Annotated in this window: 23 protein-coding genes and 3 tRNA genes; 11 read left to right on the top strand and 15 right to left on the bottom strand. The window is 65.2% G+C overall.

Features of this window, described 5'->3' with window-relative positions; genetic code table 11:
* Positions 1-7: 7 nt before the first annotated feature.
* The 5 genes from AC4D2W_RS14190 to AC4D2W_RS14170 form a co-directional block, all read right to left on the bottom strand.
* On the bottom strand, positions 8-538 hold the full coding sequence (locus AC4D2W_RS14190; protein ID WP_490927570.1) for an Asp23/Gls24 family envelope stress response protein: 531 nt from the start codon (positions 536-538) through the stop codon (positions 8-10).
* A 56-nt stretch (positions 539-594) separates the two neighbouring features.
* Positions 595-1038: a pyridoxamine 5'-phosphate oxidase family protein gene (locus AC4D2W_RS14185; protein ID WP_490927569.1), complete on the bottom strand. Its 444-nt coding sequence runs from the start codon at positions 1036-1038 to the stop codon at positions 595-597.
* A 124-nt stretch (positions 1039-1162) separates the two neighbouring features.
* Positions 1163-1238, bottom strand: a tRNA-Phe gene (locus tag AC4D2W_RS14180).
* Positions 1239-1296: 58 nt separating this feature from the next.
* Positions 1297-1370 (bottom strand) — tRNA-Asp (locus tag AC4D2W_RS14175).
* 59 nt (positions 1371-1429) lie between these two features.
* Positions 1430-1502 (bottom strand) — tRNA-Glu (locus AC4D2W_RS14170).
* 158 nt (positions 1503-1660) lie between these two features.
* On the opposite strand from AC4D2W_RS14170, the gene AC4D2W_RS14165 reads away from it, so the two are divergent.
* Positions 1661-2020 carry a metallopeptidase family protein gene (locus AC4D2W_RS14165; protein ID WP_400930911.1) on the top strand — a complete coding sequence of 120 codons (360 nt, stop codon included), beginning with the start codon at positions 1661-1663 and terminating at the stop codon, positions 2018-2020.
* A 13-nt stretch (positions 2021-2033) separates the two neighbouring features.
* Entirely contained in the window at positions 2034-2963 is a 930-nt protein-coding gene (locus AC4D2W_RS14160) for a cation diffusion facilitator family transporter (RefSeq protein ID WP_490927568.1), read from the top strand.
* Between the two features lie 15 nt (positions 2964-2978).
* Here AC4D2W_RS14160 and AC4D2W_RS14155 read toward each other — a convergent pair whose 3' ends face one another.
* Entirely contained in the window at positions 2979-3983 is a 1005-nt protein-coding gene (locus AC4D2W_RS14155) for a universal stress protein (RefSeq protein WP_490927567.1), read from the bottom strand.
* 271 nt (positions 3984-4254) lie between these two features.
* On the opposite strand from AC4D2W_RS14155, the gene AC4D2W_RS14150 reads away from it, so the two are divergent.
* Positions 4255-4959: an FAD-dependent monooxygenase gene (locus AC4D2W_RS14150; RefSeq protein ID WP_490927566.1), complete on the top strand. Its 705-nt coding sequence runs from the start codon at positions 4255-4257 to the stop codon at positions 4957-4959.
* Between the two features lie 150 nt (positions 4960-5109).
* Positions 5110-6540: an NCS2 family permease gene (locus AC4D2W_RS14145; RefSeq protein ID WP_490927565.1), complete on the top strand. Its 1431-nt coding sequence runs from the start codon at positions 5110-5112 to the stop codon at positions 6538-6540.
* 112 nt (positions 6541-6652) lie between these two features.
* Here AC4D2W_RS14145 and AC4D2W_RS14140 read toward each other — a convergent pair whose 3' ends face one another.
* From AC4D2W_RS14140 to AC4D2W_RS14130, 3 genes are all read right to left on the bottom strand, one after another.
* Positions 6653-7528: a spermidine synthase gene (locus tag AC4D2W_RS14140; protein WP_490927564.1), complete on the bottom strand. Its 876-nt coding sequence runs from the start codon at positions 7526-7528 to the stop codon at positions 6653-6655.
* A gap of 136 nt (positions 7529-7664) precedes the next feature.
* Positions 7665-8009: a thiamine-binding protein gene (locus tag AC4D2W_RS14135; protein WP_490927563.1), complete on the bottom strand. Its 345-nt coding sequence runs from the start codon at positions 8007-8009 to the stop codon at positions 7665-7667.
* 62 nt (positions 8010-8071) lie between these two features.
* Positions 8072-9622, bottom strand: a complete 1551-nt coding sequence (locus AC4D2W_RS14130; protein WP_490927562.1) for an APC family permease — start codon at positions 9620-9622, stop codon at positions 8072-8074.
* Between the two features lie 276 nt (positions 9623-9898).
* Between AC4D2W_RS14130 and pta the strand changes: the two genes are divergently transcribed.
* From pta to AC4D2W_RS14110, 4 genes are all read left to right on the top strand, one after another.
* Complete coding sequence (gene pta / locus AC4D2W_RS14125) at positions 9899-11971, top strand: phosphate acetyltransferase (RefSeq protein WP_490927561.1); 2073 nt, start codon at positions 9899-9901, stop codon at positions 11969-11971.
* A complete protein-coding gene (locus tag AC4D2W_RS14120; RefSeq protein ID WP_490927560.1) occupies positions 11971-13128 on the top strand; it encodes an acetate/propionate family kinase in 1158 nt (385 codons plus the stop codon). The genes pta and AC4D2W_RS14120 overlap by 1 nt, the downstream gene beginning before the upstream one ends.
* Before the next feature lie 114 nt (positions 13129-13242).
* Positions 13243-13773, top strand: coding sequence for a hypothetical protein (locus tag AC4D2W_RS14115; RefSeq protein ID WP_490927559.1), 531 nt, complete (start codon positions 13243-13245; stop codon positions 13771-13773).
* A gap of 141 nt (positions 13774-13914) precedes the next feature.
* A complete protein-coding gene (locus AC4D2W_RS14110) occupies positions 13915-15099 on the top strand; it encodes a zinc-dependent alcohol dehydrogenase (RefSeq protein WP_490927558.1) in 1185 nt (394 codons plus the stop codon).
* Between the two features lie 12 nt (positions 15100-15111).
* On the opposite strand, the gene AC4D2W_RS14105 is transcribed toward AC4D2W_RS14110, so the two are convergent.
* The 3 genes from AC4D2W_RS14105 to AC4D2W_RS14095 are packed head-to-tail and all read right to left on the bottom strand — an operon-like array spanning position 15112 to position 17936.
* The gene (locus tag AC4D2W_RS14105) at positions 15112-15621 is read right to left on the bottom strand and encodes a metallophosphoesterase family protein (RefSeq protein WP_490927557.1); all 510 of its coding nucleotides are present in this window, start codon (positions 15619-15621) and stop codon (positions 15112-15114) included.
* Positions 15622-15630: 9 nt separating this feature from the next.
* Positions 15631-16026 (bottom strand): DoxX family protein, encoded by a 396-nt coding sequence (locus AC4D2W_RS14100; protein WP_490927556.1) that lies wholly within the window; start codon positions 16024-16026, stop codon positions 15631-15633.
* Complete coding sequence (locus AC4D2W_RS14095; protein WP_490927555.1) at positions 16023-17936, bottom strand: glycoside hydrolase family 15 protein; 1914 nt, start codon at positions 17934-17936, stop codon at positions 16023-16025. Before AC4D2W_RS14095 ends, AC4D2W_RS14100 begins: the two co-directional genes overlap by 4 nt.
* A gap of 180 nt (positions 17937-18116) precedes the next feature.
* On the opposite strand from AC4D2W_RS14095, the gene AC4D2W_RS14090 reads away from it, so the two are divergent.
* On the top strand, positions 18117-19373 hold the full coding sequence (locus AC4D2W_RS14090; protein WP_490927554.1) for a DUF445 domain-containing protein: 1257 nt from the start codon (positions 18117-18119) through the stop codon (positions 19371-19373).
* Here AC4D2W_RS14090 and AC4D2W_RS14085 read toward each other — a convergent pair.
* The 3 genes from AC4D2W_RS14085 to AC4D2W_RS14075 form a co-directional block, all read right to left on the bottom strand.
* The gene (locus AC4D2W_RS14085; RefSeq protein WP_490927553.1) at positions 19370-20116 is read right to left on the bottom strand and encodes a hypothetical protein; all 747 of its coding nucleotides are present in this window, start codon (positions 20114-20116) and stop codon (positions 19370-19372) included. The genes AC4D2W_RS14090 and AC4D2W_RS14085 overlap by 4 nt on opposite strands.
* 163 nt (positions 20117-20279) lie before the next feature.
* Complete coding sequence (locus AC4D2W_RS14080) at positions 20280-20552, bottom strand: GlsB/YeaQ/YmgE family stress response membrane protein (protein ID WP_490927552.1); 273 nt, start codon at positions 20550-20552, stop codon at positions 20280-20282.
* A gap of 129 nt (positions 20553-20681) precedes the next feature.
* Positions 20682-21338: an alpha/beta hydrolase gene (locus AC4D2W_RS14075; protein ID WP_490927551.1), complete on the bottom strand. Its 657-nt coding sequence runs from the start codon at positions 21336-21338 to the stop codon at positions 20682-20684.
* A 318-nt stretch (positions 21339-21656) separates the two neighbouring features.
* Here AC4D2W_RS14075 and AC4D2W_RS14070 point away from each other — a divergent pair, with 318 nt between their 5' ends.
* Entirely contained in the window at positions 21657-22688 is a 1032-nt protein-coding gene (locus tag AC4D2W_RS14070) for a 1-phosphofructokinase family hexose kinase (protein WP_490927625.1), read from the top strand.
* Positions 22688-24892 carry a PTS fructose transporter subunit IIABC gene (locus AC4D2W_RS14065; protein WP_490927550.1) on the top strand — a complete coding sequence of 735 codons (2205 nt, stop codon included), beginning with the start codon at positions 22688-22690 and terminating at the stop codon, positions 24890-24892. The genes AC4D2W_RS14070 and AC4D2W_RS14065 overlap by 1 nt, the downstream gene beginning before the upstream one ends.
* Positions 24893-24918: the final 26 nt, after the last annotated feature.

The raw sequence follows: 24918 nt of genomic DNA, 5'->3' as shown, positions 1-24918 counted from the left end.
GCCTTCGCTAAGCCGGCGTGGAGCCGGTCCTCGGCTTGTCGGAGCGGCCTTCGGCGGCGCCGGGGATCTGCACGTCACTGACGTCAACGTTCACTTCCACCACCCGCAGGCCCACCAGGGATTCCACTGCGGAATAGACCGACGCCCGAACGTTGTCGGCAATGCGGGTCAGCGGCGTCCCGTAAACCGCCACCAGGGTCACATCCACCGCCACTTCCGTGTCACCCACCTCCACATGGACACCCTGTGTGGCGCTCGAGACGCCCACTGCATCCCGGACAGCGCCCAGCGCCCTTCCGGATCCGCTGCCCGTTCCCAGGGCAAAGACGCCGTCCACGGACCGGGCCGCAATCGCGGCAATCTTGGCCACGGCCTGCTCGCTGATGGCGGTCTTGCCGCCGATCACGGTTCCCGCGGCACCGGCCGGACTGGAAAGGGGGGCATGCGACGGCGCCGGGTGGGGTGCCGCAGCACCGATACCGCCCGCGGCCGGGCCGTCCTGAGCGGAGGAATAATTCTGGTTTACGGCGTCATCCATGCTGCCCAGCGTATCCTGCAGCCCTCGTTTTTGGGCAGGTAATGCCCCAGAGCCCTTCACCGCATCCCCACGCGGCGCCCGGTAAGGATGCCGGGCGCAATGCTGACGAAAACATCCCGCTGCCCGCCGCCCCACGGCTCATCCATGCGGCGGCCCCAGAGTTCCGTCAGCAGGTTCGGATCCCGAACTGCCGAAGCACGTCCGCTGAGCAGGACCGACCATCCGTCCATGCGCGCTGAGTCATGGTCATCAATCTGAAAGGACGCGTTCCACGATTCCGATCCGCTCCCCAGGGCGCCTCCGGGGGAAGTGCGGAAGTACACCGACTGGTCGTGGACCACGTAATGGACCGGAAATACGAGCACCCGACCGTTCTCCTGGTACGCGGCCCGTCCGATTCCGCCGCCGGCCAGCAGCGCCCAGCATTCGGTTTCGCTCAGATCCTCGCTCTGATGATGAGCCGCGGTATCCCCGATAAAATCCTGCGCATCCGTCGCCATCTTTGCCTCCGAAGGTTGATTTCGGACCAGTCAAACGCAAAGGGGAGAATCTTGGGAAGAGAAGCACCGGCCACCGGCCGCCGGGCAAAGAAAAACCCCGGACTCGTAAGTCCGGGGTTTTAGCTGGTGGCTCCGACCGGCGTCGATCCGGTGACCTTTCGATTTTCAGTCGAACGCTCTACCAACTGAGCTACAGAGCCGGGCATCATCGCAACCGATGATCACCGAGATCTTCCAAATCGCTTCAGAAAATCTGAGCGACCCTGACGGGACTCGAACCCGCGACCTCCGCCGTGACAGGGCGGCGCGCTAACCAACTGCGCTACAGGGCCTTGCTTTTCACGAGTGTAAACTCTACCAGCATTTCGCCGGTCCAATTACCACTCCTGAGTACCCCCAACGGGATTCGAACCCGTGCCGCCGCCGTGAAAGGGCGGTGTCCTAGGCCGCTAGACGATGGGGGCCTTTAGAACACACGGGAACGCTTTGAAGCGGAAGATTCCGTTCGTTTGCGCCCCTGTGGACTCATAAAACTATAGGGCCTGTTGGGGCAAACAGCAAAACGAGCTGATCAGGGCCCCGGACCCGGCACCGCACTAGAGTGGCTTAGGTGCCAATAGACATGCTTCCGGACGACTTTGAAACTGCAGTTGATGACGCCATCGACTCCATCCCCGCGGACCTGGCTGCCGCCATGAACAACGTGGCCATCTTCATTGAGGACGAGTACGAACCCCGCCCCGGCGAGGACCCGGAAACCGAGCTGCTCGGACTTTACGAGGGCACTCCACTGACGGAACGTGACTCATGGTGGGATGCCGGTTCGCTCCCGGACCGCATCGTCATTTTCCGCGGGCCGCTGATGCGGATGTGTTCCACCCGGGAGGAGCTGGTGGATGAAATCCGCATCACAGTGATCCACGAGGTGGCCCATCATTTCGGCATCGATGATGAGCGGCTGCATGAACTCGGCTGGGGGTAGCTAGCCTTAAGGCATGGGAGATCATCACGGCCACAGCCACGGACTGCCCGCGGGCACCGCAACCGGCAGGCACCGGCGCAAACTGCTGATCGTTTTTGTCATTACCCTCAGCGTTGTTTTCCTTCAGGTTGCCGGCGCCGTGTTGTCCGGGTCGCTGGCACTGCTGGCTGACGCCGGCCACATGCTTTCCGACGCCGCCGGTGTCTCCATTGCACTGCTCGCGGCGTGGATCGCCACCCGCCCGGCCACCAAGCGCCGCACCTACGGCTATCAGCGCGCGGAAGTCCTGGCCGCCCTGGCCAACGCCGTACTGCTGATCGTGATCGCCACCGTCATTTTCATTGAAGCGATCCGCCGGTTCGGAACGGAACCGGACGTGCACACCGGACTCATGCTCACTGCCGCCCTTGTGGGCGGGCTGGCAAACCTTGCCTCGCTGCTGGTGCTGCACAGCGGCCGCAAAGATAGCCTGAACGTGCGCGGCGCGTATTTGGAGGTCCTGGGCGACCTGCTGGGATCCGCCGCCGTGGTGGTGTCCGCCGTCATCATCATGCTCACCGGATATCAGCAGGCGGACTCCTGGGCCTCCATCCTCATCGCCCTCATGATCCTGCCGCGGGCCTGGTCGCTGTTGAAGGAAGTCATCGACGTCCTGCTTGAAGCCACCCCGCAGGGCGTGGACACGGAAATGATCCGGAACCACATTGTCCGGGTGGACGGCATTTCAGACGCCCACGACATCCACATCTGGACCATCACCTCCGGCGTTCCGGTGTTCTCGGCGCACGTAGTGGTTGACGACGACCACCTTACGTCCGAACGGATGGACCAGCTGCTGGACCGGCTGACCACATGCCTCAGCGAACACTTCGACACCGAACACTGCACGTTCCAGCTGGAACCGGCCAGCCATGCCGTCCACGAAGGGCAGCAGCACGCCTGACCGGAACAGCTCCGCTCACACTTCGGGCAGGGACCCAAACGACGCCCGGTCATCAAGGCGCGGGTCCTCGTGGTCCGGAACAACCATCACCGGCCCCTTGGCGTGGTGGAGCACGCTTTGACTGGTGGAGCCCATCAGCATCCCGGCGAAACCGCCGCGGCCGCGGGTTCCCATCACCAGGAGCTCCACATCAGCCGTCCGGTCGATCATGATTTCCGCCGGGGCGCCGTCCAGGAGCTGGACGGACATCGGCACATCGGGGAAATGGCTCTGCAGCCAGGCCTGGCCGGCCCGGAGCTGCTCGGCAAGTTCTTCGTGCAGGGCCTCAACGTCCATCGGGGCGGGCACCCAGGCAAGGGAACCGCTGAAGGGAGGCAGCGCGCACAGGATCTGCAGGGGAAGCCCGCGGTCCTTCGCCTCTTCGGCGGCAACGAGGGACGCTGCGCGCCCCTGCTCGGAACCGTCAACACCCACCACCACCACGTCCTCGACGGTCTGCACGGTGGGCGCTCCGGCGGGCGGCCGGACTCCGGCCTCGGGCAGGCGGCCCGCCGTCCGCAGCGGGACCACCACCGTGGGGCACTTGGCATGGGCGGGCAGCGCGCTGGAGACAGATCCCAGCAGGCGCCCCACAAAACCGCCGCGGCCGCGTGAGCCCACAACCATCAGGTCCGCTTCTTCGGAAAGTTCCAGCAGCACAGCCGACGCGTCTCCGGTTTCCACCCGCGGAAACACTTCAATGTTGTAACCGCTGATGCGTTCAAGGGCCTTGTCCAGCACTGCCTGTGCACCCTCGCGGATAATCGCGTCGTCCATGGTCGTATAACCGGCATCCATGGACGAGGCCGCAAAGATGGGCACGGTGTAGGCAGTGACCACGTGCAGCGGACTTCGCCGCCGTTCAGCTTCCTTTGCCGCCCACACAAGGGCGCAGATGCTCTGATCGGATCCGTCCACTCCCACGACGACGCCGGGCGACGTCTCCAGTCCGCTGTCCTCGTTCCATACTGAACCGCTCACAGTGCCGTCCCCTCCCAGTCCATTCACGGCTGCCGATGCGCTTCCCTGAACGCCCGCACAGTGATTCCACCCGTAGCCTACAACGCTCCTTGCCCGGTGAACCCGGCCGTCCCGAACACGCCGAAAGCGGCACTACACAGAGGTTGCAAACACGGATAGGCTTCGGGCAGCACAACCGGAGAACGCCCGCTCAGGTCTTGGGGCGTCCAACTGCGGGAGCGGAAGAGGCGCCGTTCTGCGCAGCCTTGATCTATGTCAGGGGGTTGCCTCAGTGGGTAGAGCAAGGAAGGGCAGAGCAACCGGCACCGGTACGGGCACGGGTAAGAGGACGGGCACTTCGGTTGGCACGTCGGCCAGCGCAAATTCCGGCAGTTTCCCTGCAAGCGCGCCGCACACGGAGGTAACAGCCGCCGTCGTTATTGGCTGTGGACTGAGCGGACTGGCGGTGGCCAGTGAGCTGAGCCGGCACGGCGTCGAGGCAATTGTCCTGAACGGTCTGGCGCAGGACACCGAGTCCGCCCACTCTGCGGTTCGGGACGCCGGAAGCCTGCCGGAGCGTGCAGAACTGCTGCGCCTGCTGCACGGTTACGCAGCCGGACATTCACTGGACATCCGGACCGGCACCGCCGCACAGGGCTTGGGCCTGCTGCGCGGCTCCGGAGTTCCGGTCCCCGTCCCCGGGACAACCAAGTGGGCAATCCATACTCACGAGGGCATCCTGCTGGCGGACGCCGTGGTGCTCACCGGCTGCGGAAAGCGGGCTCTCCTGGGCCTCGTCCGCTCCCTCGGGTTCGCAGCCGGCACCGATCTGCGGAACGCCCTGCGCAACGTGGGTTTGTACGTGGTGGGTGCCGGCGAAGCACTGGCCTGTCCCACCCGGGAACTCGCCCGTTCCGCCAAACGGGCAGCGGAGGACATAGCCGTTCGGAACAGCGCACTCGCCGGCCCTCACGGGCTGCAGACAGGTATCGCCTAACTCACCCCAGCCCTCTGCAGGGGACGAAGATCACGTTTTCGGGGTCCGGACAGCGTTCCTGTTCCCCTCTGGAGGGCGGGGCGGTCGCGATAAGATCGGATGGCGGGATCTTCTTACCCTCAAAGCCACCACCCATTCAGAGGATGCGTCATGCTCAAACAAGGTTCAAAGCTGGACCGATATTTTGAAATCTCCAAACGGGGTTCGTCGGTCTCCCGCGAAGTCCGGGGTGGTTTGGCCACATTTTTCGCCATGAGTTACATCGTGGTCCTGAACCCGCTCATCCTCGGCGGCCCTGATTCCGCCGGAAATACGCTGGCCGCTCCTGCCGTTGCAGCAGCCACGGCCCTGGTTGCCGGTGTACTGACCATCATCATGGGGGCTTGGGCCAAGCACCCGTTTGCGCTCGCCACCGGGCTGGGCGTCAACGCCTTCGTCGCCGCGACTGTGGCAACCAATCCGGGACTGACCTGGCCTGATGTCATGGGCCTGGTCCTGCTGTCCGGCGTGACCATGTTCGTTCTGGTCCTGACCGGTTTCCGGACCGCTGTTTTCAAGGCCGTTCCTGCCAGCCTCAAAACGGCAATCGTCGTCGGCATCGGCATGTTCATTGCACTGCTGGGCTTTGTGAACGCGGGCTTTGTCCGCCGCATCCCCGACGCAGCCGGCACCACCGTTCCGCTTGAACTGGGCTCCGGCGGACAGCTGCTGGGCTGGCCGAGCCTGGTCTTCGTCGTTGGCCTGATCATCACAATCGTCTTGATGGCCCGCAACGTCAGGGGTGCCATCCTCATTGGCATCGTGACCTCCACCGTCCTCGCCGTGATCATCGAGGCGGTGGCATCTCCGGGCTCCCAGGGCGCCGGCGTGGAAACCGGCTGGTCGCTGGTGACCCCGAGCATGCCGCAATGGGCGGCACCGGATCTTTCCCTTCTCGGCAAGGTCAGCGTCTTCGGCTCATTCCAGACCCTTGGGGTTGTTGCGGCATCCCTGCTGACCTTCGTGATTCTGCTCAGCATCTTCTTTGACGCCATGGGCACCATGGTGGGCCTGGCCTCCGCGGCCGGTTCAATCGATAAAGACGGCAACATCCCGAACGTTGACCGCGTGCTCCTGGTGGATGCCGCCGGCGCCGTTGTTGGCGGTGCCGCGGGTGTTTCCTCCAACCAGATTTTCGTGGAGTCCGGCTCCGGCATTGCCGAAGGTGCCCGCACCGGCCTGGCCTCCGTGGTCACAGGCGTGCTGTTCATCATCGCAATGTTCCTGACCCCGCTCATCTACCTGGTGCCCTTTGAGGCCGTCGCCCCTGCGCTGGTGGTGGTGGGATTCCTGATGGTTTCCCAGGTGGGCAAGATCGACTGGAGCGACATCGGGCTCGCTATTCCGGCGTTCCTGACGATCGTCCTCATGCCGTTCACCTACTCCATCGCCACGGGCCTGGGCGCAGGCTTCGTCACCTTCGCAGTGATCCGTCTCTTCCAGGGGCGCGGCAAAGAAGTCCATCCGCTGATGTACGTGGTTGCCGCAGCGTTTGTGCTGTTCTTCTCCGTAGGCGCCATTTCCTCCGCTCTCGGCGTCTAGCTCCCCGGCCAACTGACAAAGGCCGCCCGAAACGCATGACGCGTATCGGGCGGCCTTTGCAGTGCCAGGAGTATCTAACCTGTTGTTCCGGCTCGGCGCACCCGCCGGACTCTTAGCCGGCGGCGGCCTGCGCGTCGGTGAGGGGGCGTGTTCCGGCGGCAAAGGCCCTCACCTGCGCATCGTCCCACAGATGCGCCGGAACCCCGCCGCCGAGCAGCGTCCGGGGCAGGGACGGGTGGCCGGCGAAGGGCAGGTCGGAACCGGCAATGATCATGTTGCCGTACCTCCGGCCCTTGAGCATGGCCGGGTCCGCCACAATCGCGGTATGGGCAAACACCTCGCACACCGCTGCAGCTTCACGGCGCGCACCGCGCAGGTCCGGGGTGTCACCGCAGTTGATGATGTACAGCCCGCCCGGAGACAGCACCCGGGCCGCCTGCGCCGTGAATTCGAGCGTGGTCAGCGGCAGCGGAGTCTTGGCTCCGGCGAAGACGTCGCGGATCACCAGGTCGCGGCTGTCATCGCGCAGCGTTTCGGTCACCTCGCGCGCCTCACCCACGCGCAGGCGCATCAGCGGCGCACGGGGAAGATCAAACCAGGCGCGCACCAGTTCGGCCAGGCGGCCGTCCAGTTCCACCACCACCTGCCGGGCGTTGGGGTAGCCGGCGGCAAAGTAGCGGGCCATGGAACATGCGGCGCCGCCCAGATGCAGTGCCCGCAGCTTGGCGTCGGCCTCCCAGTGGGTGTCCACCAGGGCGGCAATCCACCGCATGTATTCAAAATCGAGCTGGCGGGGATCCGCAACATCAATGTGTGAGCTGTGGACGCCGTTGACCTTCAGGATCCAGCCGTTGGGGTTGAACTGGTCCGGGATCAGTTCGCAGGTACCGGTGTCCACCGGATAGGTTCCGGCCACCGGCCCGGAGGACGGGGCGCCTCCGGTCTCCGCGGTGTCCGCGGTTGCCTTCCCCGGCCGCTGGCGGCCCATCAGGCGGCCGCCCCGTAGGTCGGGAGGGCCCGGAAGGAACGGGCCGACGTCGTCGTGCTGGGGGTAAGGGTCATGCCTCCAGTTTAAGGCTCGGCCAGCTGAGGTCCCGGTCCGGGCCGGCTGCCGCGGGCGGGGATCAGCCGGCCGCCGGACGGGAGCGGTCCAGCGCTGCCTCCAGGCGTTCCACCTTGCCCTCAAGTTCGCCGGTATGGCCGGGCCGGATGTCCGCCTTGAGGACCAGGGACACGCGGCTGCCGTAACGGCCCACCGCTTCCGTGGCGCGGCGCACCACCTCCATCACCTCGTCCCATTCACCCTCCACCGTGGTGAACATGGAATCCGTGCGGTTCGGCAGGCCGGATTCGCGGACAATCCGGACGGCAGCGGCGACGGCGTCGTGCACCGAGGCGTCCGCTGCTTCGGGGCCCGCGGGAGTGTCCGGACCAATGCCGGACGGAGCAACTGAAAAGGCAACCAACATGCCCTCCAGTCTGCCACTGGTTCCGCCGCGCACAAGCCCTGCGGCGGAACCGGTGAGCCGGGTCAGGCCTCCGGCGCGGGCGAAGCCTGTTCGCGCTCCAGCCGATCGGCACGGGCATCCCGCTCCGCCTGCCGGATGTCCGCAAACTTCTCATTCATCCGGGAGTGCCGCTGCCCGTAGGCGAAGTACAGCAGGAAACCGATCAGCAGCCAGCCGGCAAAGTAGATCCAGGTTTCCACGGCCAGGTTGGTCATCAGGTACAGGCACAGCAGGGCTGACAGCACCGGGATCACCGGACCGAAGGGGACGCGGAAAGCAGGCTTGAGGTCCGGGCGCTTGCGGCGCAGCACCAGCACGCCGAGGCTGACCACCACAAAGGCGGACAGGGTGCCGATGTTGATCATTTCCTCCAGCACGTCCACCTGCGTGAATCCGGCCACCAGCGCCACCAGCGTGCCGCAGAGGATTTGCAGGCGGGCGGGCGTTGCGTGCTTGTCGCTGGTGCGGGACAGCTGGCGCGGCAGCAGCCCGTCGCGGCTCATGGCCAGCACCACCCGGGCCAGGCCCATGAGCAGGACCATGATGACCGTGGTGAGGCCGATCAATGAACCGACCGCAATGACCTGCGCTGCCCAGGGGTTGCCCACCAGAGTGAACGCCGTTGCCAGGTTCGGCGCTTCTGCGGCCGCGAGCTCCGTGTAGGGAACCATGCCGGTCAGGGCCAGGGAAACTCCGATGTAGAGCAGCGTGACCACTGCCAGGCCTGCGAAGATACCGCGCGGCAGGGTCCTGCCCGGGTCCTTCACCTCTTCAGCCGAGGTGGCAACGACGTCGAACCCAATGAACGCGAAGAAAACGATCGCAGCACCGGCAAAGACGCCGAGCGTGCCGTACTGCGCCGGCGCTGCGCCGGTGAGGAAGGAGAACAGGGACTGTTCCATGACGCCCTGGGCTCCCGGACCCTCGGTGGAAACGCTGTCCGGGATGAACGGGGTGTAGTTCTCTGCCTTGACGTAGAAGAAGCCGGCAACAATGACGAACAGCACCACGCCCACCTTGATCAGCGTGAAGACGTTGCCCACCTGCGCGGACAGTTTGGTGCCCATCACCAGCAGAACGGTGAAGACCGCCACGATGAGAAGGGGCCCCCAGGTCAGGTCCACCGGGCCCAGATCCAGAGTGGCCGGAATATCCAGGCCCAGCAGCTTGAACACCTCGCTGAGGTAGATGCCCCAGTACTTGGCGATCACGGCCGCCGCGGTGAACAGTTCCAGGATCAGGTTCCAGCCGATGATCCAGGCAATGAATTCGCCCATTGTGGCGTACGTAAAGACGTAGGCCGATCCGGCAACCGGAATGGCAGTGGCAAACTCGGCGTAACACATGATGGCCAGCGCGCACGTGAGCGCGGCGAGGACAAAGGACAGGGTTACGGCCGGGCCGGAGAAGTTTGCGGCTGCTTTGGCGCCCACGGAGAAGATGCCGGCGCCCACTGCCACTGCCACGCCCATGATCATGAGATCCCAGGTGGTCAGGGAGCGTTTAAGCCGGCGCCCCGGTTCATCGGCGTCGGCGAGGGAATCCTCGATGGGCTTGGTTCGGAAGAGGCTCACAGCGGTCCTTGTACTCGGGTAATCCGTCAAAACTACCGACCAATCGTAGGCTTCAGGCCGTTAGTCCCCAGTTTAATCCCACATCGTGAGACGCGGCAGTCGGCGAACGGGCGTCGAAGCGGCCTGCGAAGCGCCGGTGAAGCATGTCAGCTAGCTACTGCGCGGTGCATTTGGGAGGATGTTAGGAGTGTTGGGGGCCACACTGTCCGGCGGGTTGCCGGATGGGGCCGCGGCACCGCTCCTGCAATCCTGAAGCCCCACAGATCGGACAACATCATGGCCCGTGGAATTTACATCAGTGCCATGACCCCGGGGTCCGGGAAATCCCTGGTCACGCTGGGCCTTGCCGACATGCTGCTGCGCCATGCGGACCGGGTGGGGTTTTTCCGGCCGATTGTGGAAGGCGCCGAGCCGGCGGAGGACCCCATGGTGCGGCTGATGCAGCGCAAGTTCAACCTCACCGCGGAGACGAGCCGCGGTGGCCTGACCCGCAAGGAACTGCGCGCCCTGCTGGTGGCGGGCGAACGCGGCGAGGTGGATTCACGCTGCATGGCCATCTACAACGAGGTGGCAGCGCACTGCGACGTGGTGATTATTGAGGGCACTGATCTGTCGGGGCACGACGTCGCTCTCGAGTTCGACCTGAACGCCCGCCTCGCCAACAACCTGGGCGCCGTGGTGCTTGCCGTGGTGAACGCCCGGGAAATGAGCGTTGCTGAAACGGCCGACGCCGTGGACCTGGCCCGCCACGAGCTCAGCACCGCCCGCTGTGACCTGCTGGCCATGATGGTCAACCGCGCCGATCCGGAGGTATTGGATCAGGTCCGCGCCGCCGTGCGGCCGGGTGCGTCCGGCCGGCCCGTGTACGTGATTCCGGAGCTCAACGAAATTTCCCAGCCGTCCATGTCCGAGGTCGCCAAAGCCCTGAACGCCCGCCAGGTGGCCGGCAGTGCGTCGCTGGAGCGGGACGTTGTCGGCATCAAGGTGGCGGCCATGACCGTGGGGAACTTTATTTCGCAGCTGGAGCACGGCAACCTGGTCATCGCCCCGAGCGACCGCGCGGACGTCATGGTGGCCGCCCTGGCCTCCGCCGTCGCCCCGGAGTTTCCGGTTCCCAGCGGCATGGTGCTGACCGGCGGCCTGCCCATTGATGCAGGCATCCTCGCGCTGCTGTCCCAGGCTCCGTTCCCGGTCTTCGCCGTGAAGGAAGACACCTACACCTCGGCCCGCAAAGTCAGCCGGGTCCGCGGTGAGATAGCGTCCGGGCAGCGGCGGAAGGTAGCGGCCGCCCTGGGCGTGTGGACCCGGCACGTGGATGAGCATGAGCTTCTTGAGCGGCTGGAACTGCCCCGGCCGGAGAAAACCACGCCGCTTCGGTTCCTGAATGAGCTCATTGTCCGTGCCCGCTCGCAGCGCAAGCACATCGTCCTGCCCGAGGGCCTGGACACCAGGGTGCTCCGGGCAGCGGAAATCCTGCAGCGCCGCGATGTGTGCGCGCTGACCCTGCTGGGACCCGAAGGGCAGGTCCGCGAGCTGGCGGCCAGCGAGGGCATCGACCTCAGTGGTACCACCATCATCAACCCCGCCACCAGCGGACTCCGGGACGATTTTGCCCGCGAATACGCAGTTCTTCGGGCCAAGAAGGGCGTCACGCTGGAGGATGCCCGTGATCGTATGCTCCACGGGGCATATTTCGGAACGATGATGGTCCATCTGGGCCGCGTGGACGGAATGGTCTCCGGTGCCGCCCACACCACTTCCAACACCATCCGCCCGGCACTGGAATTCATCCGCACCAAGGACGGCGTGGAGATTGTGTCCTCGGTGTTCCTCATGCTGCTGCAGGACCGCGTACTGGTGTACGGGGACTGCGCCGTGAACCCGGATCCGGACGCCAAGCAGCTGGCAGACATCGCCCTGGCTTCCGCGGACACCGCAGGGAAATTCGGTGTGACTCCGCGGGTGGCCATGCTCTCCTACTCCACGGGGGCCTCCGGCAAGGGGGAATCGGTGGAGATGGTGCGCGAAGCCACCGAACTGGTCCGCAGCCGCCGCCCCGATCTCCCGGTGGAAGGTCCCATCCAGTACGATGCCGCAGTGGACGCCACCACTGCGGCGTCAAAGCTGCCGGGCTCTCATGTGGCCGGGCATGCCACCGTTTTCATCTTTCCCGACCTCAATACCGGCAACAACACGTACAAGGCTGTTCAGCAGTCAGCCGGCGCAGTGGCTGTGGGACCCATCCTGCAGGGACTGCGCAAACCGGTAAACGACCTCTCCCGGGGCTGCACCGTTGAGGACATCGTCAACACCGTGGCCATCACCGCGGTCCAAGCCCAGGAGGGCTGATGCTGGTACTGGTCATCAATTCCGGATCCTCGTCACTGAAATACCAGGTCAGGGACACCGGGAGCGGCGAACTCCTGACCAAGGGGATCATCGACCGGATCGGCGAGGAGCCGGTGCCGGACCACGGGGCGGCATTGGAAGAGCTCAGTTCGCGACTGCCTGCTGCGCTCGGCGGCCGGGAGGTGGACGCCGTCGGGCACCGGGTGGTTCACGGCGGCGAGCGCTTTAGCGAACCCGTCCTGATCAACAATGAGATTGTCCGCTCCATTGAGCGGCTCAGCCCGCTGGCGCCCCTGCACAACCCGGCCAGTGCCCGGGGCATCCGTGCCGTGCACGACAAGTGGCCCAAGATCCCGCAGGTGGCAGTCTTTGACACCGCCTTCCACCGCACGCTGCCGGAGGAGGCATGGCGTTATGCCCTTCCCAACAGCCTCTACCGGAAATACGGCATCCGCCGATACGGATTCCACGGAACCAGCTACGGCTTCGTGGCTCCGGCCGCAGCACGCTTCCTGGGCATTGAACCGGACCACTTTGACGGCGTGATCGCCCACCTGGGCAACGGAGCCTCGGTTGCCGCAATCAAGGACGGCAAAAGCATCGATACCTCCATGGGCTTTACCCCGCTGGAGGGGCTGGTCATGGGCACCCGCAGCGGCGACGTTGATCCGTCCATTCTGGTTTTCCTGCTCCGGGAAGGCTATGACGCGGACACCCTTGATGATCTGCTGAACCGGGAATCCGGGTTGCTGGCGCTGGGCGGAGCTTCGGACATGCGGACCCTGACGGAGGTCGCGGCCGGCGGAAATGAACAGGCTGCCATCGCCCTGGACATTGCCGCCTATCGGCTGGCCAAGTACATCGGCGCCTACCACGTGGCCGTAGGCGGCGCCCGGGCAGTGGTCTTTACGGCCGGAATCGGTGAGAACGCCTGGGAGTTCCGTGAACTGACGGTGAAGCGTCTTGGTGCCCTGGGGATCACCCTGGACCCTGAGGCGAACCGCGCCCGAGGATCCGCCGCACGGCTGATCAGCGCTCCGGATTCAGCCATTCCCGTCCTGGTGGTGCCCACCGATGAAGAGGAAGCGATCGCCGAAGCCACGGCAGCCGTAGTGGCTCGAAACAGCGCCTCTCCTGCGGGCGCTGTGTCCTCTTAACGAGTGCCGTGCCGGTAACCGGCGTCGGGGTGCAGACAGACGGCAGCCAGTGGGCTAACGTCGGTTAACCGGTTAAGCAAAGGCCGTCTGTCACATTCACGTGCGGAGAATTCGATGCTCAGCCACTCGCGGGAGTACCCCTCAACCGACCACGCACTTCGGGTCCTGGTCCGCATTGACACGCAGCTGGGGCTGGCGTGCCTGGAAGTCCGGGGCTGCCTCACCGCCTCCACATATCCAACTCTGGTGAACATCCTGACCCACACGGGGGCCCTGGGAGCGGGAGTGCGCGTGAACCTCCTGAAGGCCGAGCACCTGGAAACCGGCGCACTGCACAACCTGCGCTGCGGTGCCGACGCCGCTGTTGCCGCCGGTGCCGCAGCTGCGGCCGGAACGGGTTTCCCCTCCGGACTCCCTGAAGCTGTGCCGGTGGAAATCCTGACCCCGAACACCCTTCCCGTATGCCGGCTCGGTTCCGAGCCCCCTGCGGCTTCCCCCGGCGGCTCCCTTGTTCCCGGCACCGCTGCTCCCGGCACCGCACTGACCAACGAGGAGGCCATGGAAAGAGCGTTCCTGCGCAGGGATCCCCGGGTGCTGGCGGACCGGCCGAGAATCGGCCAGGACCCAATCCCCCGTTCCCCGTAGCCTGCAGCCTGCAGCCTCCTGCAATCAACCCCTGCTGCGAATCACCGGTGCAACCACGGGTTTTGTCAGTACCCTTACTATTTGAGATAGTGGGACTACGCACTTTCAAAGCACCCAAAGCAATCAGCAGGAGGACCGCACGTGAAAGCAGTTACATGGCAGGGAAAAAACTCCGTAAGCGTGGAGCAAGTACCTGATCCCACCATTCAGGAACCCACCGACGCCATCATCCGGGTCACGTCCACTGCCGTCTGCGGCTCCGACCTCCACCTCTACGGCGTCCTGATGCCGTACATGAAGGAAGGCGACATCCTCGGCCACGAGACCATGGGCATCGTGGAAGAGGTCGGCTCGGCCGTCACCAGCCTCAAGAAGGGCGACCGCGTGGTCATTCCCTTCCAGATTGCCTGCGGCAGCTGCTACATGTGCCGCCAGGGGCTGCAGACCCAGTGCGAGGTCACCCAGGTCCGCGAAAAGGGCTCAGGCGCCGCCCTGTTCGGCTTCTCCGAGCTGTACGGCTCCGTCCCCGGCGGACAGGCTGAATACCTGCGGGTTCCGCTTGCGGACTACAACCCCATCAAGGTTGGCACGGAACTTCCGGACCACCGCTACCTCTTCCTCTCCGACATCCTCCCCACCGCCTGGCAGGGCGTGCAGTATGCCAATGTGCCCGACGGCGGCACCCTCGCCGTGTACGGCCTGGGGCCGGTGGGCCAGTTCGCTGCCCGCATCGGCACGCACCTGGGCTACCGCGTCATCGGCGTTGAGCCGGTCGAGGAACGCCGGAACCTCGCGGCCCAGTACGGCGTGGAGGTCCTGAACCTGCATAAGGACGTCGCCGACGAGCTGCGCGAACTGACCGACGGCCGCGGACCGGACTCCGTAGTGGACGCCGTCGGCATGGAGGCCCACGGCTCTCCCGTGGGCAAAGCAGCCCAGACCCTCGTTGGCCTGCTGCCGGACAAGCTGGCCCAGAAGGCCATGGAAACCGCCGGCACGGACCGCCTGTCCGCCCTGCACGGAGCCCTCGACGCCGTCCGCCGCGGCGGCACCGTCTCCCTGAGCGGTGTTTACGGCGGCACGGCCGATCCGATGAACCTGATGGCCATGTTCGACAAGCAGCTGAACCTGCGGATGGGCCAGTGCAACGTCAAGCGCTGGACCGATGACCTCATGCCGCTGGTCGAGGATTCCGCCGATCCGCTGGGCGTGACCAACCTGGTGACCCACGAGGCCGGCCTGGAAGAAGCACCGGACCTGTACGAGAAGTTCCAGAAGAAGGAAGACGGCTGCATCAAGGTTGTGTTCACGCCGGGCGCCAACTAAGCCCGCAGCAACCTAAGCCTTCCGAGGGGGAAGCCGCACCAGTTCCGTGGTGACGGCTTTCCCCTCAACTTTTGCCCGCAGGTACGTACAGAACGGCTGGCGGCGCCGGTCGGTGGGCGATCCGGGATTCAACAGCCGCAGCCCGGCGGGCGTCACCGTGTCCCAGGGAATGTGGCTGTGGCCGAAGACCAACAGGTCGAGGTCCGGGAACTGTTCGTCCATGCGCTTCTCCCGGCCCGCGGCCGGACCGGTTTCGTGGATGACCGCCAGCCGCACCTGTTCCACCTCGGCCGTGGCAATCAGGGGCAGCCGGGACCGCAGCGCCCCGCCGTCGTTGTTGCCGTAGCAGGCGATCAGCCTGCGGGAGCGCTGCAGCATTTCATCAAGCGATTCCTCACTGACCCAGTCCCCTGCGTGGATCACGGCGTCAGCAGACTCAATGTCGCGCCAGAGCTGCGCCGGCAGCTCCCGCGCACGTTTGGGCAGATGGGTGTCGGACAGCACCAGCAGATCCGTGGCCATGCCGCCTCCCTACCCGCGCAGGCTCCACGCCCAGCGGATCAAAGGCAACTGCAGCGGAAGCCGGGCCAAATGAATGGCCTTTTCCCGGTCGGATCCGCGGGGACCGAAGGCCCGCTGCAGGGCGCTGAGGTGGCCGGCGATGAAGGCTGCGTACATCAGGGTGGTTCCGGTGGCGGCGGCACGGCGGGTTGCCGGCAGCAGGAGACCCGCAGCAGCGGCAAATTCCAGCACCCCGCTGACATGTGTCCACTGCCGGCGGGTCAGGACGCCGTACTTCCCGCCGGTATCCGTGCTGATGCTGCGGGGCACCACCGCGTTGTAGAACCGCGGGTTGCGGAAGTGGTTGACGGCGCTTACGGACAGCAGTGCTGCCATGGCGGAGGCTGAGAGACTCTGGCGGTTCATTTGTTTCTTTCTGCGGAGGAAACATCCGCGCCGATGGGCGCGGAGGATGCCTGCCCGGAGAGCGGAGCCATGGTGTTGAGAGCATCCGCGGCCCGGACCAGGGCTAGGTGTGAGAAGGCTTGGGGAAAGTTGCCGGCCATCGTGTTGTTGACCGGGTCATATTCTTCGCTGAGCAGGCCCAGCTCGTTGGAGTATGCCACCAATCGGTCCATCAGTGTGCGGGCTTCTTCAGCCCGGCCGGTGGCCGCGTACTGCTCCACGAGCCAAAAGCTGCAGGCGAGGAAGGGGTTCTCCCCCGGCTCCAGTCCGTCCACACCGCTGTGGGTGGCATAGCGCAGCAGCAGCCCGGACTCCGTGCGCAGGTCCTTTTCCAGGCGGGCCACCGTTCCCAGCATGCGTTCGTCGTCGTAGGGCAGGAAGCCCACCTGCGGCAGCTGCAGGAGGGCTGCATCCACCTCACTGCTGCCGTAGTACTGCGTGAAGGAGTTCAGGCTCTTGTTGAAGCCCCGGCGGAGGATTTCCTCGCGCAGTCCGTCCCGAAGCGCCTCCCAAAGCTCCAGCGGCCCGTCCAGGCCGTGGGTGCGGGCGGCGGTTGCGGCCCGGTCAAATGCAGCCCACATCATCACGCGGGAATGCGTGAAGTGCTGGGGTTCGCCGCGCATTTCCCAGATGCCGTGGTCCTTATCCTCCAGATGGCGTTCCAGAAAGGTCATGAGTGCGCGCTGCAGCGGCCAGGAGAAATTGTCCTCTGCCACACCCTTGTCCCGCAGTTTGGCGAGGGCCACCATAACTTCACCCACGACGTCGGCCTGGTATTGGCTGACGGCCCGGTTTCCCACGCGCACCGGAACGGATCCCGCATAACCGGAGAACTGGGGCAGGGTACGTTCGGGCAATTCACGCGCGCCGTCCACGGCGTACATGATCTGCAGATCCTCGGGATCCCCCGCCACGGCCCGCAGCAGCCAGTTGCGCCAGTGCAGCGCCTCATCCGCATAGCCGTGGTCCAGCATGGCCTCCAGTGTCAGGGCGGCGTCCCGGAGCCAGCAGTAGCGGTAGTCCCAGTTGCGCTCTCCACCCGCCGTTTCCGGAAGCGAGGTGGTGGGAGCCGCAACAATGCCGCCGGTGGACTCATGCGTCAGTGCCCGCAGCACCAGCAGTGACCGCAGGACGGCTTCCTCATACTGGCCTGCGTGATCCCGCCGGAGCGCCCACGCCTCCCAGTACGCGGCGGTGGATGCCAGGGCGGCGTCGATGTCCGTCAGCCGAGGCACTTCGAGGTGGGACAGATGCCAGGTAAGTTCCATGTCGACCCGCTCTCCGGCTCTCACGGTGAAGCGGCCAACATGCTTGTGGTCCTCTGCCCTGGGCAGATTGTCCCCGCGCAGCACCAGCGCGTTCGGCCCCGCCACGGCCAGCAGCCGCTCACCGTGCGGATCCGGGTCACGGCGCATCCAGGGCAGGACGGTGCCGTAGTTGAAGCGCACTTCCAACTCCTGGCGCATGTGCACAGTTCCGCTGATCCCCTCCACCCGGCGCACGATGGAAGCCCGGCCGTCGCCCACCGGCATGAAGTCCGTCACCAGGACAGTGCCGGTGTCAGTGGCCCAGCGGGTCTGCAGGATGAAGGTGGATCCCAGGTAGCTGCGGCTAACGACGGCGGCGTCCCCGACAGGAGCGAGCAGCCATCGGCCGTGATCCTCGGTGCCGAGCAGCGCACCGAATACCGACGCCGAGTCGAACCGGGGAAGGCAGAGCCAGTCAATGCTTCCCCGGCGGGATATCAGGGCACCGGTATGGAGATCTGAAACCAGCGCGTAGTCCTCGATGGGGGTAGCCATGACCCCACTCAACCACACACCGGCGACACCGGTCGCCGCGCGCTCCGGCCGGTGCGGGTTTGCCCGCATGGCGCCTTGGCAAGCAGACTGATTAGATTGGCTGGACGGTTCCTGCCGCGGCGCCCCACTGGTCCGCTGCAGATGAACCGGCACAAGCAGAGGAGCGGCTTTGAACTCAACTCCGGCACTGGCCTTATTCCAGGTACCGGCCGCACGGTGCGCCCGCGGGGACGAAAGCAGGAGCGCAGCATGAGCATGCCGGTATTGAATGATGTCGAGCGCGCGGCGGGTCTTCGCCGGATGAAGACGCTCGCCACGGGCCTGCTGGTTGCCCTGGCGGTGGTGTTCATCATTTCCTTCGCCCTGCAGGACCGATACTCCTGGCTGCAGTACGTGCGGGCGGCGGCAGAGGGCGGCATGGTCGGCGCCCTGGCGGACTGGTTTGCCGTCACGGCCCTGTTCAAACATCCGATGGGCGTGAAGATTCCCCACACTGCCATCATTCCGCGCAAGAAGGACCAGATCGGTGCGTCGCTGGGCCAGTTCGTAGAGAGCAATTTCCTCTCCGAAGAGGTTATTACGCAGAAGCTGGGCTCCATGGAACTGGCCCAAAAAGCAGGTGCCTGGCTTGAGCGTCCGGAAAGTGCGGCCAGGGTGGCCACCGAGGGTTCCGCCGCCATCCGCGGAATTCTCCGTGTGCTGGACGACGACGCCGTCAAGACGGTTCTGGAGTCCATGTTCCGCCGGCATGTGGTTGATCCGCCGTGGGGCCCGCCGATGGGCCGCGTGGCTGAACGGGTCTTCGATGAAGGGCACCACCATCAGCTGGTGAACCTGGTGGTGGACAGCGTCAGTGACTGGGTGGTGGCCAATCCAAGCGTCATTTCGGACCTGGTGGCGCAGCGGTCCCCGTCCTGGGTGCCGTCCTTCGTGGATGATCTGGTGGGTGACCGCGTACAGGTGGAGGTGGGCCGCTTCCTGCGGGCCGTGCAGGACGACCCGAACCACGAGATGCGACGGGCCCTGGACAACTATCTCAAGGGCCTGGCCCGGGACCTCCAGGAAGACCCTGCGGTGATGGCCAAGGCGGACGCGATCAAGGAACAAGTGCTGGACGATCCGCGCGTCCAGCAGCTCATCACGCAGACCTGGGCCACCATCAAAAATGCCCTCACCACTGCGGTGGATGATCCGGACAGCGAGCTGACCCAAAACTTCAAGGCCGCCGTGCAGGACTTCGGGCACCGCCTGGCCACCGAGCCGGAGCTGGCGGCGAAGGTCAATAACTGGATCGCCGACGCCGCCGGCTACCTCGTGAAGACCTACAGCAGCGACATTGCCGGCGTCATCACCGAGACGGTGGAGCACTGGGACGCCCAGGAGACCTCAGAGAAGATTGAACTGCAGGTCGGCAAGGACCTGCAGTTCATTCGAATCAACGGCACCGTGGTGGGTTCGCTGGCGGGGCTGGTTATTTTCACGATCGCCCACGCCGTCTTTGGCTAGGGCTGATCCGGCAGCTGACGCAGTTCCTGGGCCAGCTCTCCGCTGATGGTCTCCGGGGCTGGGCCAAAAGCGCGCCGGGCGGTCTTAATGACTCCCTTACCCATAGCGTGGTTGCCGGCTCCGCCTACCACCGCACCGATGCCGAGCGGGAGCGCGCGGCCGAGCATGGCCGTTCCCTGCCGGGCCACGATGCGTTTCATGAACTGCTTCCGGATGGAGGAACCCACGGAGCCCATGAGGCCGGAGGGCATACCGCCCAGGGAGCTGGCCCACGGCTTTCCCCCGCGTCCGGCAACGGACTGCATCATGGCGGTTCCCTCTTCGCCGAGCATGATGGCCATCACCATGGTCCGCGACCGGTCCGGATCGTCGAGGTGCACACCGTGCAGCTCAGCGACTGACTGGGCGTAGAAAGCCGTAGCCTCCAGGAAACCCACAGTTGCCGCCGCTGAGAGCCCCAGGGCCGCCACGGTGCCGATTGCGGGTACGACGGCGGTGGCGCCGACTGCCGCTCCTCCGCCGGTCACGGTATTCAGATAGTGCTTCTCCACGATCGACACCAGTTGTTCCGGGGTCGCCTCGGGATGCTTGCGCTGCAGTCTGCGAATGTTCGCGAGCACCAGCGGACGCTGGACCTCCACTGCACGTTCCATCGCCCGAAGCAGCGAAGCTTTCGGTGTTCCGTCCTTTTCGAAGACGGTTCCTCCGGCAGCTTTGACAGCACGGTTGGATATAAATCCCACGGCAACGCTCCTTTTCGACACTGGCGAACCGGTGCAGGGCACCGGCCCGGTTAAGCCTACGTGAGGCAGGTATGAAAAAAGCGGGACCGGCGGATGATCCGCCGGTCCCGCTTTATCTCTGCAGTCTGCTGCAGAACGCCGCGCCGGAGCGCGGACTCACAAACTAGGCGCGGCTGCTCTTGCGAGTAACGAAGCCGTAGATCACGAGGACGATGATGGAACCCAGGATTGCGAAGATCCAGGTGGCAGCCGAGGTCAGCGAGAAGATGTCGGTGTCCTTGTTGAAGATGGCACCGCCGATCCAGCTACCCAGCAGGGCGCCGACGACGCCGAGAACCAGAGTGGCAACCCAGCCGCCGCCCTGGCGACCCGGAAGGATTGCCTTTGCGATTGCACCTGCGATAAGACCCAGAATAAGGAAAGCAATGAAACCCATGATGAATACTCCTTGCTGTGTAACGAGTGATTATTCTGAACGGCCTGTGGGCCGCGCTTTCCTCCAGTGTACTTCATAAGCATGCTTAGGTAGTAGTCGCCCGTGATTTTTCTTCCGGACTTTCAAATGTTAGGGAGCTTTGTTTTCCCCGTCGTCATGGGGTTGGGGCACTACATAACGTCGGAGGAAAAGCGCCAAGTCCCGCAGCTCGTCCACACCGATTCTGTGTCCCATGCCCGGATAAGTACGGGCGGTCAGAGCCGTATTTTCGGCCAGCCAATTCTCGGTGTAAACAATCGCGTCTTCGTTTATCACCCAGTCATTCCGATCCCGCCCCCAGAAAAAGGGGACCGGCTCCGGCAGAGGTTCCGCCATGGCCAGGAGCTCGTTCTCGGCGACAAACCCGGAGAGTCCGACTACCGCTGTGAACGCCTTTGGCCGCAGCCGGACCAGGGTCACTGCCATCGCCATTCCCTGGGAAAATCCCAGCAATGACACACCTGTGAAGGATCCCTCGGCCAGAGTCCGGTCCAACCAGGTAAAGATTCCCGTTGCAGCTTCCAGCACCTCAGTGGTGCCGGACTGCAGATACGGGTCCAGCAGGAACCATCCGCGGGAGTCCCCCACCGGGAAGGTTCCCCGAAGCGCCGCACCGGTGATTCCTTCCGGCAGTGACGGAAACAGGCCGGCCATGCTCTGTTCATCCGACCCATAGCCATGAAACATCACCAGGAGGTGGGTACCTGGACGGTCATCGGGCAACGCGGACCACAGGACGTTATGCATTCACCCACCCTAGTTCGCGTGATCCGTTTGGCCTTCCGGAGGGCGCTGGAAACGCCGCCCATTGCAATCACCCTGCAACCTAAATACCGTTGGTTCAGCGCACCGGACGTGGCATCTGCCACATTTTGAGGTGCCGCGGATTGCGGGTATTGATGCGGAGAATTCAGCGCCCCGTAAAGGGACGCCGGCGTCGCTGTTGTTCGGAACCGTGTCCGGCCCAGGCCTTCCCCGTTTTTCCCGCCCCGTCGCCGGCGGGCGCACCGGCAACCTTATGCAGACTGCATGCAGCCCCTTCAGGAGTCCGAACATGGTGGTTCAATGATTGTCACCCTCACCGTCAACCCCAGTCTGGACCGAACCATTGAGCTGCCCGGGGTGCTCGTCCGCGGAGCTGTGCAGCGTGCAGCAGCCATCAGCGAGGAGCCCGGGGGCAAGGGCGTCAACGTCTGCCGCGCATTGACCGCATCCGGCGTGGAGTCGGTTGCCGTCCTGCCCGGACGCGACGAGGATCCCGTGATGGCGGGGCTGCGCGCTGCCGGCATCCGCTACGTGAATCTGCCCCTTGAATCGGCAGTCCGGAGCAACATCACGCTTACCGAGCCGGACGGCACCACAACCAAGATCAATATGCCCGGCCCGCCCCTCAGTGCTGCAGAACAGGAAGACCTGATTGCCCTGCTGGTCAGCGCCTGCGCCTCGGACGAGGACGGCATGCCGGCTTCGTGGCTGGTTCTGGCCGGTTCCCTCCCGCCCGGAGCTGCTCCGGATCTCTACGCCCTGGTGGCCCATGCCGTCCGCCAGCGCTTCGGCGGCTCCGCTCCGCACATTGCGATCGATTCCTCAGGGGCTCCGCTGCTGGGAGCCCTTCTGCACAACGCCGCCCCCGATCTGCTCAAACCGAACGCGGAGGAGCTTGCCGAGGTAACCGGGGTGGGCAGCGAAGACGCACTTGAAGCGGATCCGCTGCTGGCAGTCGAGGCGGCACGGACCCTCATCGCCAAGGGCGTCGGGGCAGTCCTGGCCACCCTCGGCCCCAAGGGCGCGCTGCTGGTGACAGCAGAAGGCGCCTGGCAGGCAACCCGTCCCCCGGTGGAAGCCCGCTCAACCGTTGGCGCCGGTGATTCGTCGCTGGCGGGATACCTGCTGGCGGACGTCGCCGGCGCTCCGCCCGGTGACTGCCTGCGCCAGGCAGTGGCGCACGGCGCAGCCGCTGCGTCCCTGCCGGGAAGCACCGTTCCAACGTTGGCGCAAACGGACCCCGGAGCCGTAACGGTGACGGAGATCGCAGGGTACGCAGCCGTTTCAGACAGGGCACCCGCTCAGACCGCATCCACAAAGGAGGACGACTGATGTCTGATCTCATTACCCCGGAACTGGTCACACTGGACCAAAACCTGGGCAGCGAACGGTCCGAGGTGATCCGTCACCTGGTCCAGAACGTGGTCTCACTTGGCCGCGCAACCAGCTTCGACTCGTTGTACGCGGACGCCATGGCCCGGGAATCCAAGACAGCCACGGGCGTTCCCGGCGGCATTGCCATTCCCCACTGCCGGTCCTCAGCCGTAACCCAGGCCACCCTGGCCATGGCCCGCATTACTCCTCCGGTGGACTGGGGCGCCAAGGACGGACCGGCGGACATCGTCTTCTTCATAGCCGCACCGGAAGGCGCGGATCAGGAACACCTGCAGCTGCTGTCCAAACTCGCCCGCTCGCTGATTAAGAAGAACTTCACGGGCGCCCTGCGAACGGCGCAGTCCCCGCAGGAGATTGTTGAACTGGTGGACGGCGCGCTGGGACTGGGTCCGGTGCCGGAGTCCCAAACAGGCGGAACGGTGCCGGGTGCCGCCACTGCAGCTCCGGCGACGGGAGCCAGCGCCGCGGGTACCGGTACAACGGCGGGCGCCGGTGCAGCTGCGGCGGGAAGCACCGGCGACGGAAGCACGGAGACCGGTTCCGGCAGTTCCGGCGGTGCCCACACCGCCGGTGCGCGGGCATCCGGGGTAACGGCCGACGTCGGGAGCGGGACAAACACCGGCGACGGCGGGAAGGTTCAGCACCTGGTTGCTGTCACCGCCTGCCCCACCGGCATTGCCCACACCTATATGGCGGCAGATTCGCTGGCTGCGGTGGCCGCGGAGCGGGGCATTGACCTTCAGGTGGAAACTCAGGGGTCTGCCGGCTCCACCCCTCTGGATCCCTCGGTCATCCGCAACGCGGACGCCGTCATCTTCGCCACTGATGTGGACGTTCGGGACAAGGGCCGGTTCGCCGGGCTCCCCGTCGTCGCCGGTCCGGTGAAGCGGGGCATTGATGAACCCGGAGTCATGATTGACGAGGCCCTTGCTGCGGCCAAGGATCCCAATGCCCGGCGTGTGGCCGGAGGCGGCGGCGGCGGCGAGGAGCGCGATCCGCAAAGCAGCGGCGGCGGTGAAGGATTCGGCGGGCAGCTCAAGCGGGCGCTGCTCACGGGCGTCAGCTACATGATTCCGTTTGTGGCGGGCGGCGGTTTGCTCATCGCCCTCGGATTCCTGCTGGGAGGATATGAGCTCTCACTGTCCGACGATGACGGCAACCTTACCGGCGACATTATTTTGGACGGCGGAACACTTTTTAACCCGGGCGACCAGGGCCTGCTCACGTATCTGGGCGCCGTTTTCTGGAAGATCGGCAACCTGTCCCTGGGCTTCCTGGTTCCGGCGCTCGCCGGGTACATTGCCTATGCCCTGGCTGACCGCCCGGGCATAGCTCCCGGCTTTACCGCCGGCGCAGTGGCCCTGTTCATGGATGCGGGCTTCATCGGCGGACTGATCGGCGGCCTGCTCGCCGGTTACGTGGCCCGGTGGGTGGGCAGCTGGACCGTTCCGTCCTGGCTGCGCGGACTGATGCCGGTGGTGATCATTCCACTTATCACGTCGCTGATAGCCTCCGGACTGATGATCCTCGTACTTGGCGGGCCGATTGCCGCCCTGACCCTGGGACTGAACAACTGGCTGTCCGGCCTGACCGGAGCGGCCGCCATCGTCCTGGGCATTGTGCTGGGTCTGATGATGGGATCGGACCTGGGCGGGCCCATTAACAAGGTCGCCTACGCGTTTGCCGTGGCCGGCCTCAGCGAAGGCAGCGTCCAAAACCAGGCACCCTGGGAGATCATGGCCGCGGTCATGGCCGCCGGCATGGTTCCGCCGCTGGGCATGGCCCTGGCAACCGTGGTGGACAAGCAGCAGTTCACCATGGCGCTGCGCGAGAACGGCAAGGCCGCCTGGCTGCTGGGCGCCGCCTTCATCTCCGAAGGGGCCATTCCCTTCGCCGCGGCGGATCCCCTGCGCGTCATTCCGTCGTGCATGATCGGAGGGGCGCTTACCGGCGCCATCTGCATGGGCACCGGTGTTACTTCGCAGGCTCCGCACGGCGGGATCTTCGTGTTCTTCGCAATCGGCAACCTGTTGATGTTCATTGTGGCTATCCTCGCGGGAATGGTGGCCTCAGGATTGATCTATGTTGCGCTCAAGCGGTGGACGGCTCCCAAACGCGCAGAGGAACCGGTCATTGCCTAGCCAAACCCCTACCGACAGAGAGGCAC

Source organism: Arthrobacter sp. TJ-58 (assembly GCF_058269295.1).
The sequence above is the reverse complement of the archived record's forward strand: the minus strand, read 5'-3'. Positions and strand labels throughout refer to the sequence as shown.

Coding starts and splice junctions, on each gene's coding strand:
- AC4D2W_RS14190 (WP_490927570.1), bottom strand. CDS start 538: ATGGATGACGCCGTAAACCAGAATTATTCCTCCGCTCAGGACGGCCCG.
- AC4D2W_RS14185 (WP_490927569.1), bottom strand. CDS start 1,038: ATGGCGACGGATGCGCAGGATTTTATCGGGGATACCGCGGCTCATCAT.
- AC4D2W_RS14165 (WP_400930911.1), top strand. CDS start 1,661: ATGCTTCCGGACGACTTTGAAACTGCAGTTGATGACGCCATCGACTCC.
- AC4D2W_RS14160 (WP_490927568.1), top strand. CDS start 2,034: ATGGGAGATCATCACGGCCACAGCCACGGACTGCCCGCGGGCACCGCA.
- AC4D2W_RS14145 (WP_490927565.1), top strand. CDS start 5,110: ATGCTCAAACAAGGTTCAAAGCTGGACCGATATTTTGAAATCTCCAAA.
- AC4D2W_RS14140 (WP_490927564.1), bottom strand. CDS start 7,528: ATGGGCCGCCAGCGGCCGGGGAAGGCAACCGCGGACACCGCGGAGACC.
- AC4D2W_RS14135 (WP_490927563.1), bottom strand. CDS start 8,009: ATGTTGGTTGCCTTTTCAGTTGCTCCGTCCGGCATTGGTCCGGACACT.
- pta (WP_490927561.1), top strand. CDS start 9,899: ATGGCCCGTGGAATTTACATCAGTGCCATGACCCCGGGGTCCGGGAAA.
- AC4D2W_RS14120 (WP_490927560.1), top strand. CDS start 11,971: ATGCTGGTACTGGTCATCAATTCCGGATCCTCGTCACTGAAATACCAG.
- AC4D2W_RS14115 (WP_490927559.1), top strand. CDS start 13,243: ATGCTCAGCCACTCGCGGGAGTACCCCTCAACCGACCACGCACTTCGG.
- AC4D2W_RS14105 (WP_490927557.1), bottom strand. CDS start 15,621: ATGGCCACGGATCTGCTGGTGCTGTCCGACACCCATCTGCCCAAACGT.
- AC4D2W_RS14100 (WP_490927556.1), bottom strand. CDS start 16,026: ATGAACCGCCAGAGTCTCTCAGCCTCCGCCATGGCAGCACTGCTGTCC.
- AC4D2W_RS14095 (WP_490927555.1), bottom strand. CDS start 17,936: ATGCGGGCAAACCCGCACCGGCCGGAGCGCGCGGCGACCGGTGTCGCC.
- AC4D2W_RS14090 (WP_490927554.1), top strand. CDS start 18,117: ATGAGCATGCCGGTATTGAATGATGTCGAGCGCGCGGCGGGTCTTCGC.
- AC4D2W_RS14080 (WP_490927552.1), bottom strand. CDS start 20,552: ATGGGTTTCATTGCTTTCCTTATTCTGGGTCTTATCGCAGGTGCAATC.
- AC4D2W_RS14075 (WP_490927551.1), bottom strand. CDS start 21,338: ATGCATAACGTCCTGTGGTCCGCGTTGCCCGATGACCGTCCAGGTACC.
- AC4D2W_RS14070 (WP_490927625.1), top strand. CDS start 21,657: ATGATTGTCACCCTCACCGTCAACCCCAGTCTGGACCGAACCATTGAG.
- AC4D2W_RS14065 (WP_490927550.1), top strand. CDS start 22,688: ATGTCTGATCTCATTACCCCGGAACTGGTCACACTGGACCAAAACCTG.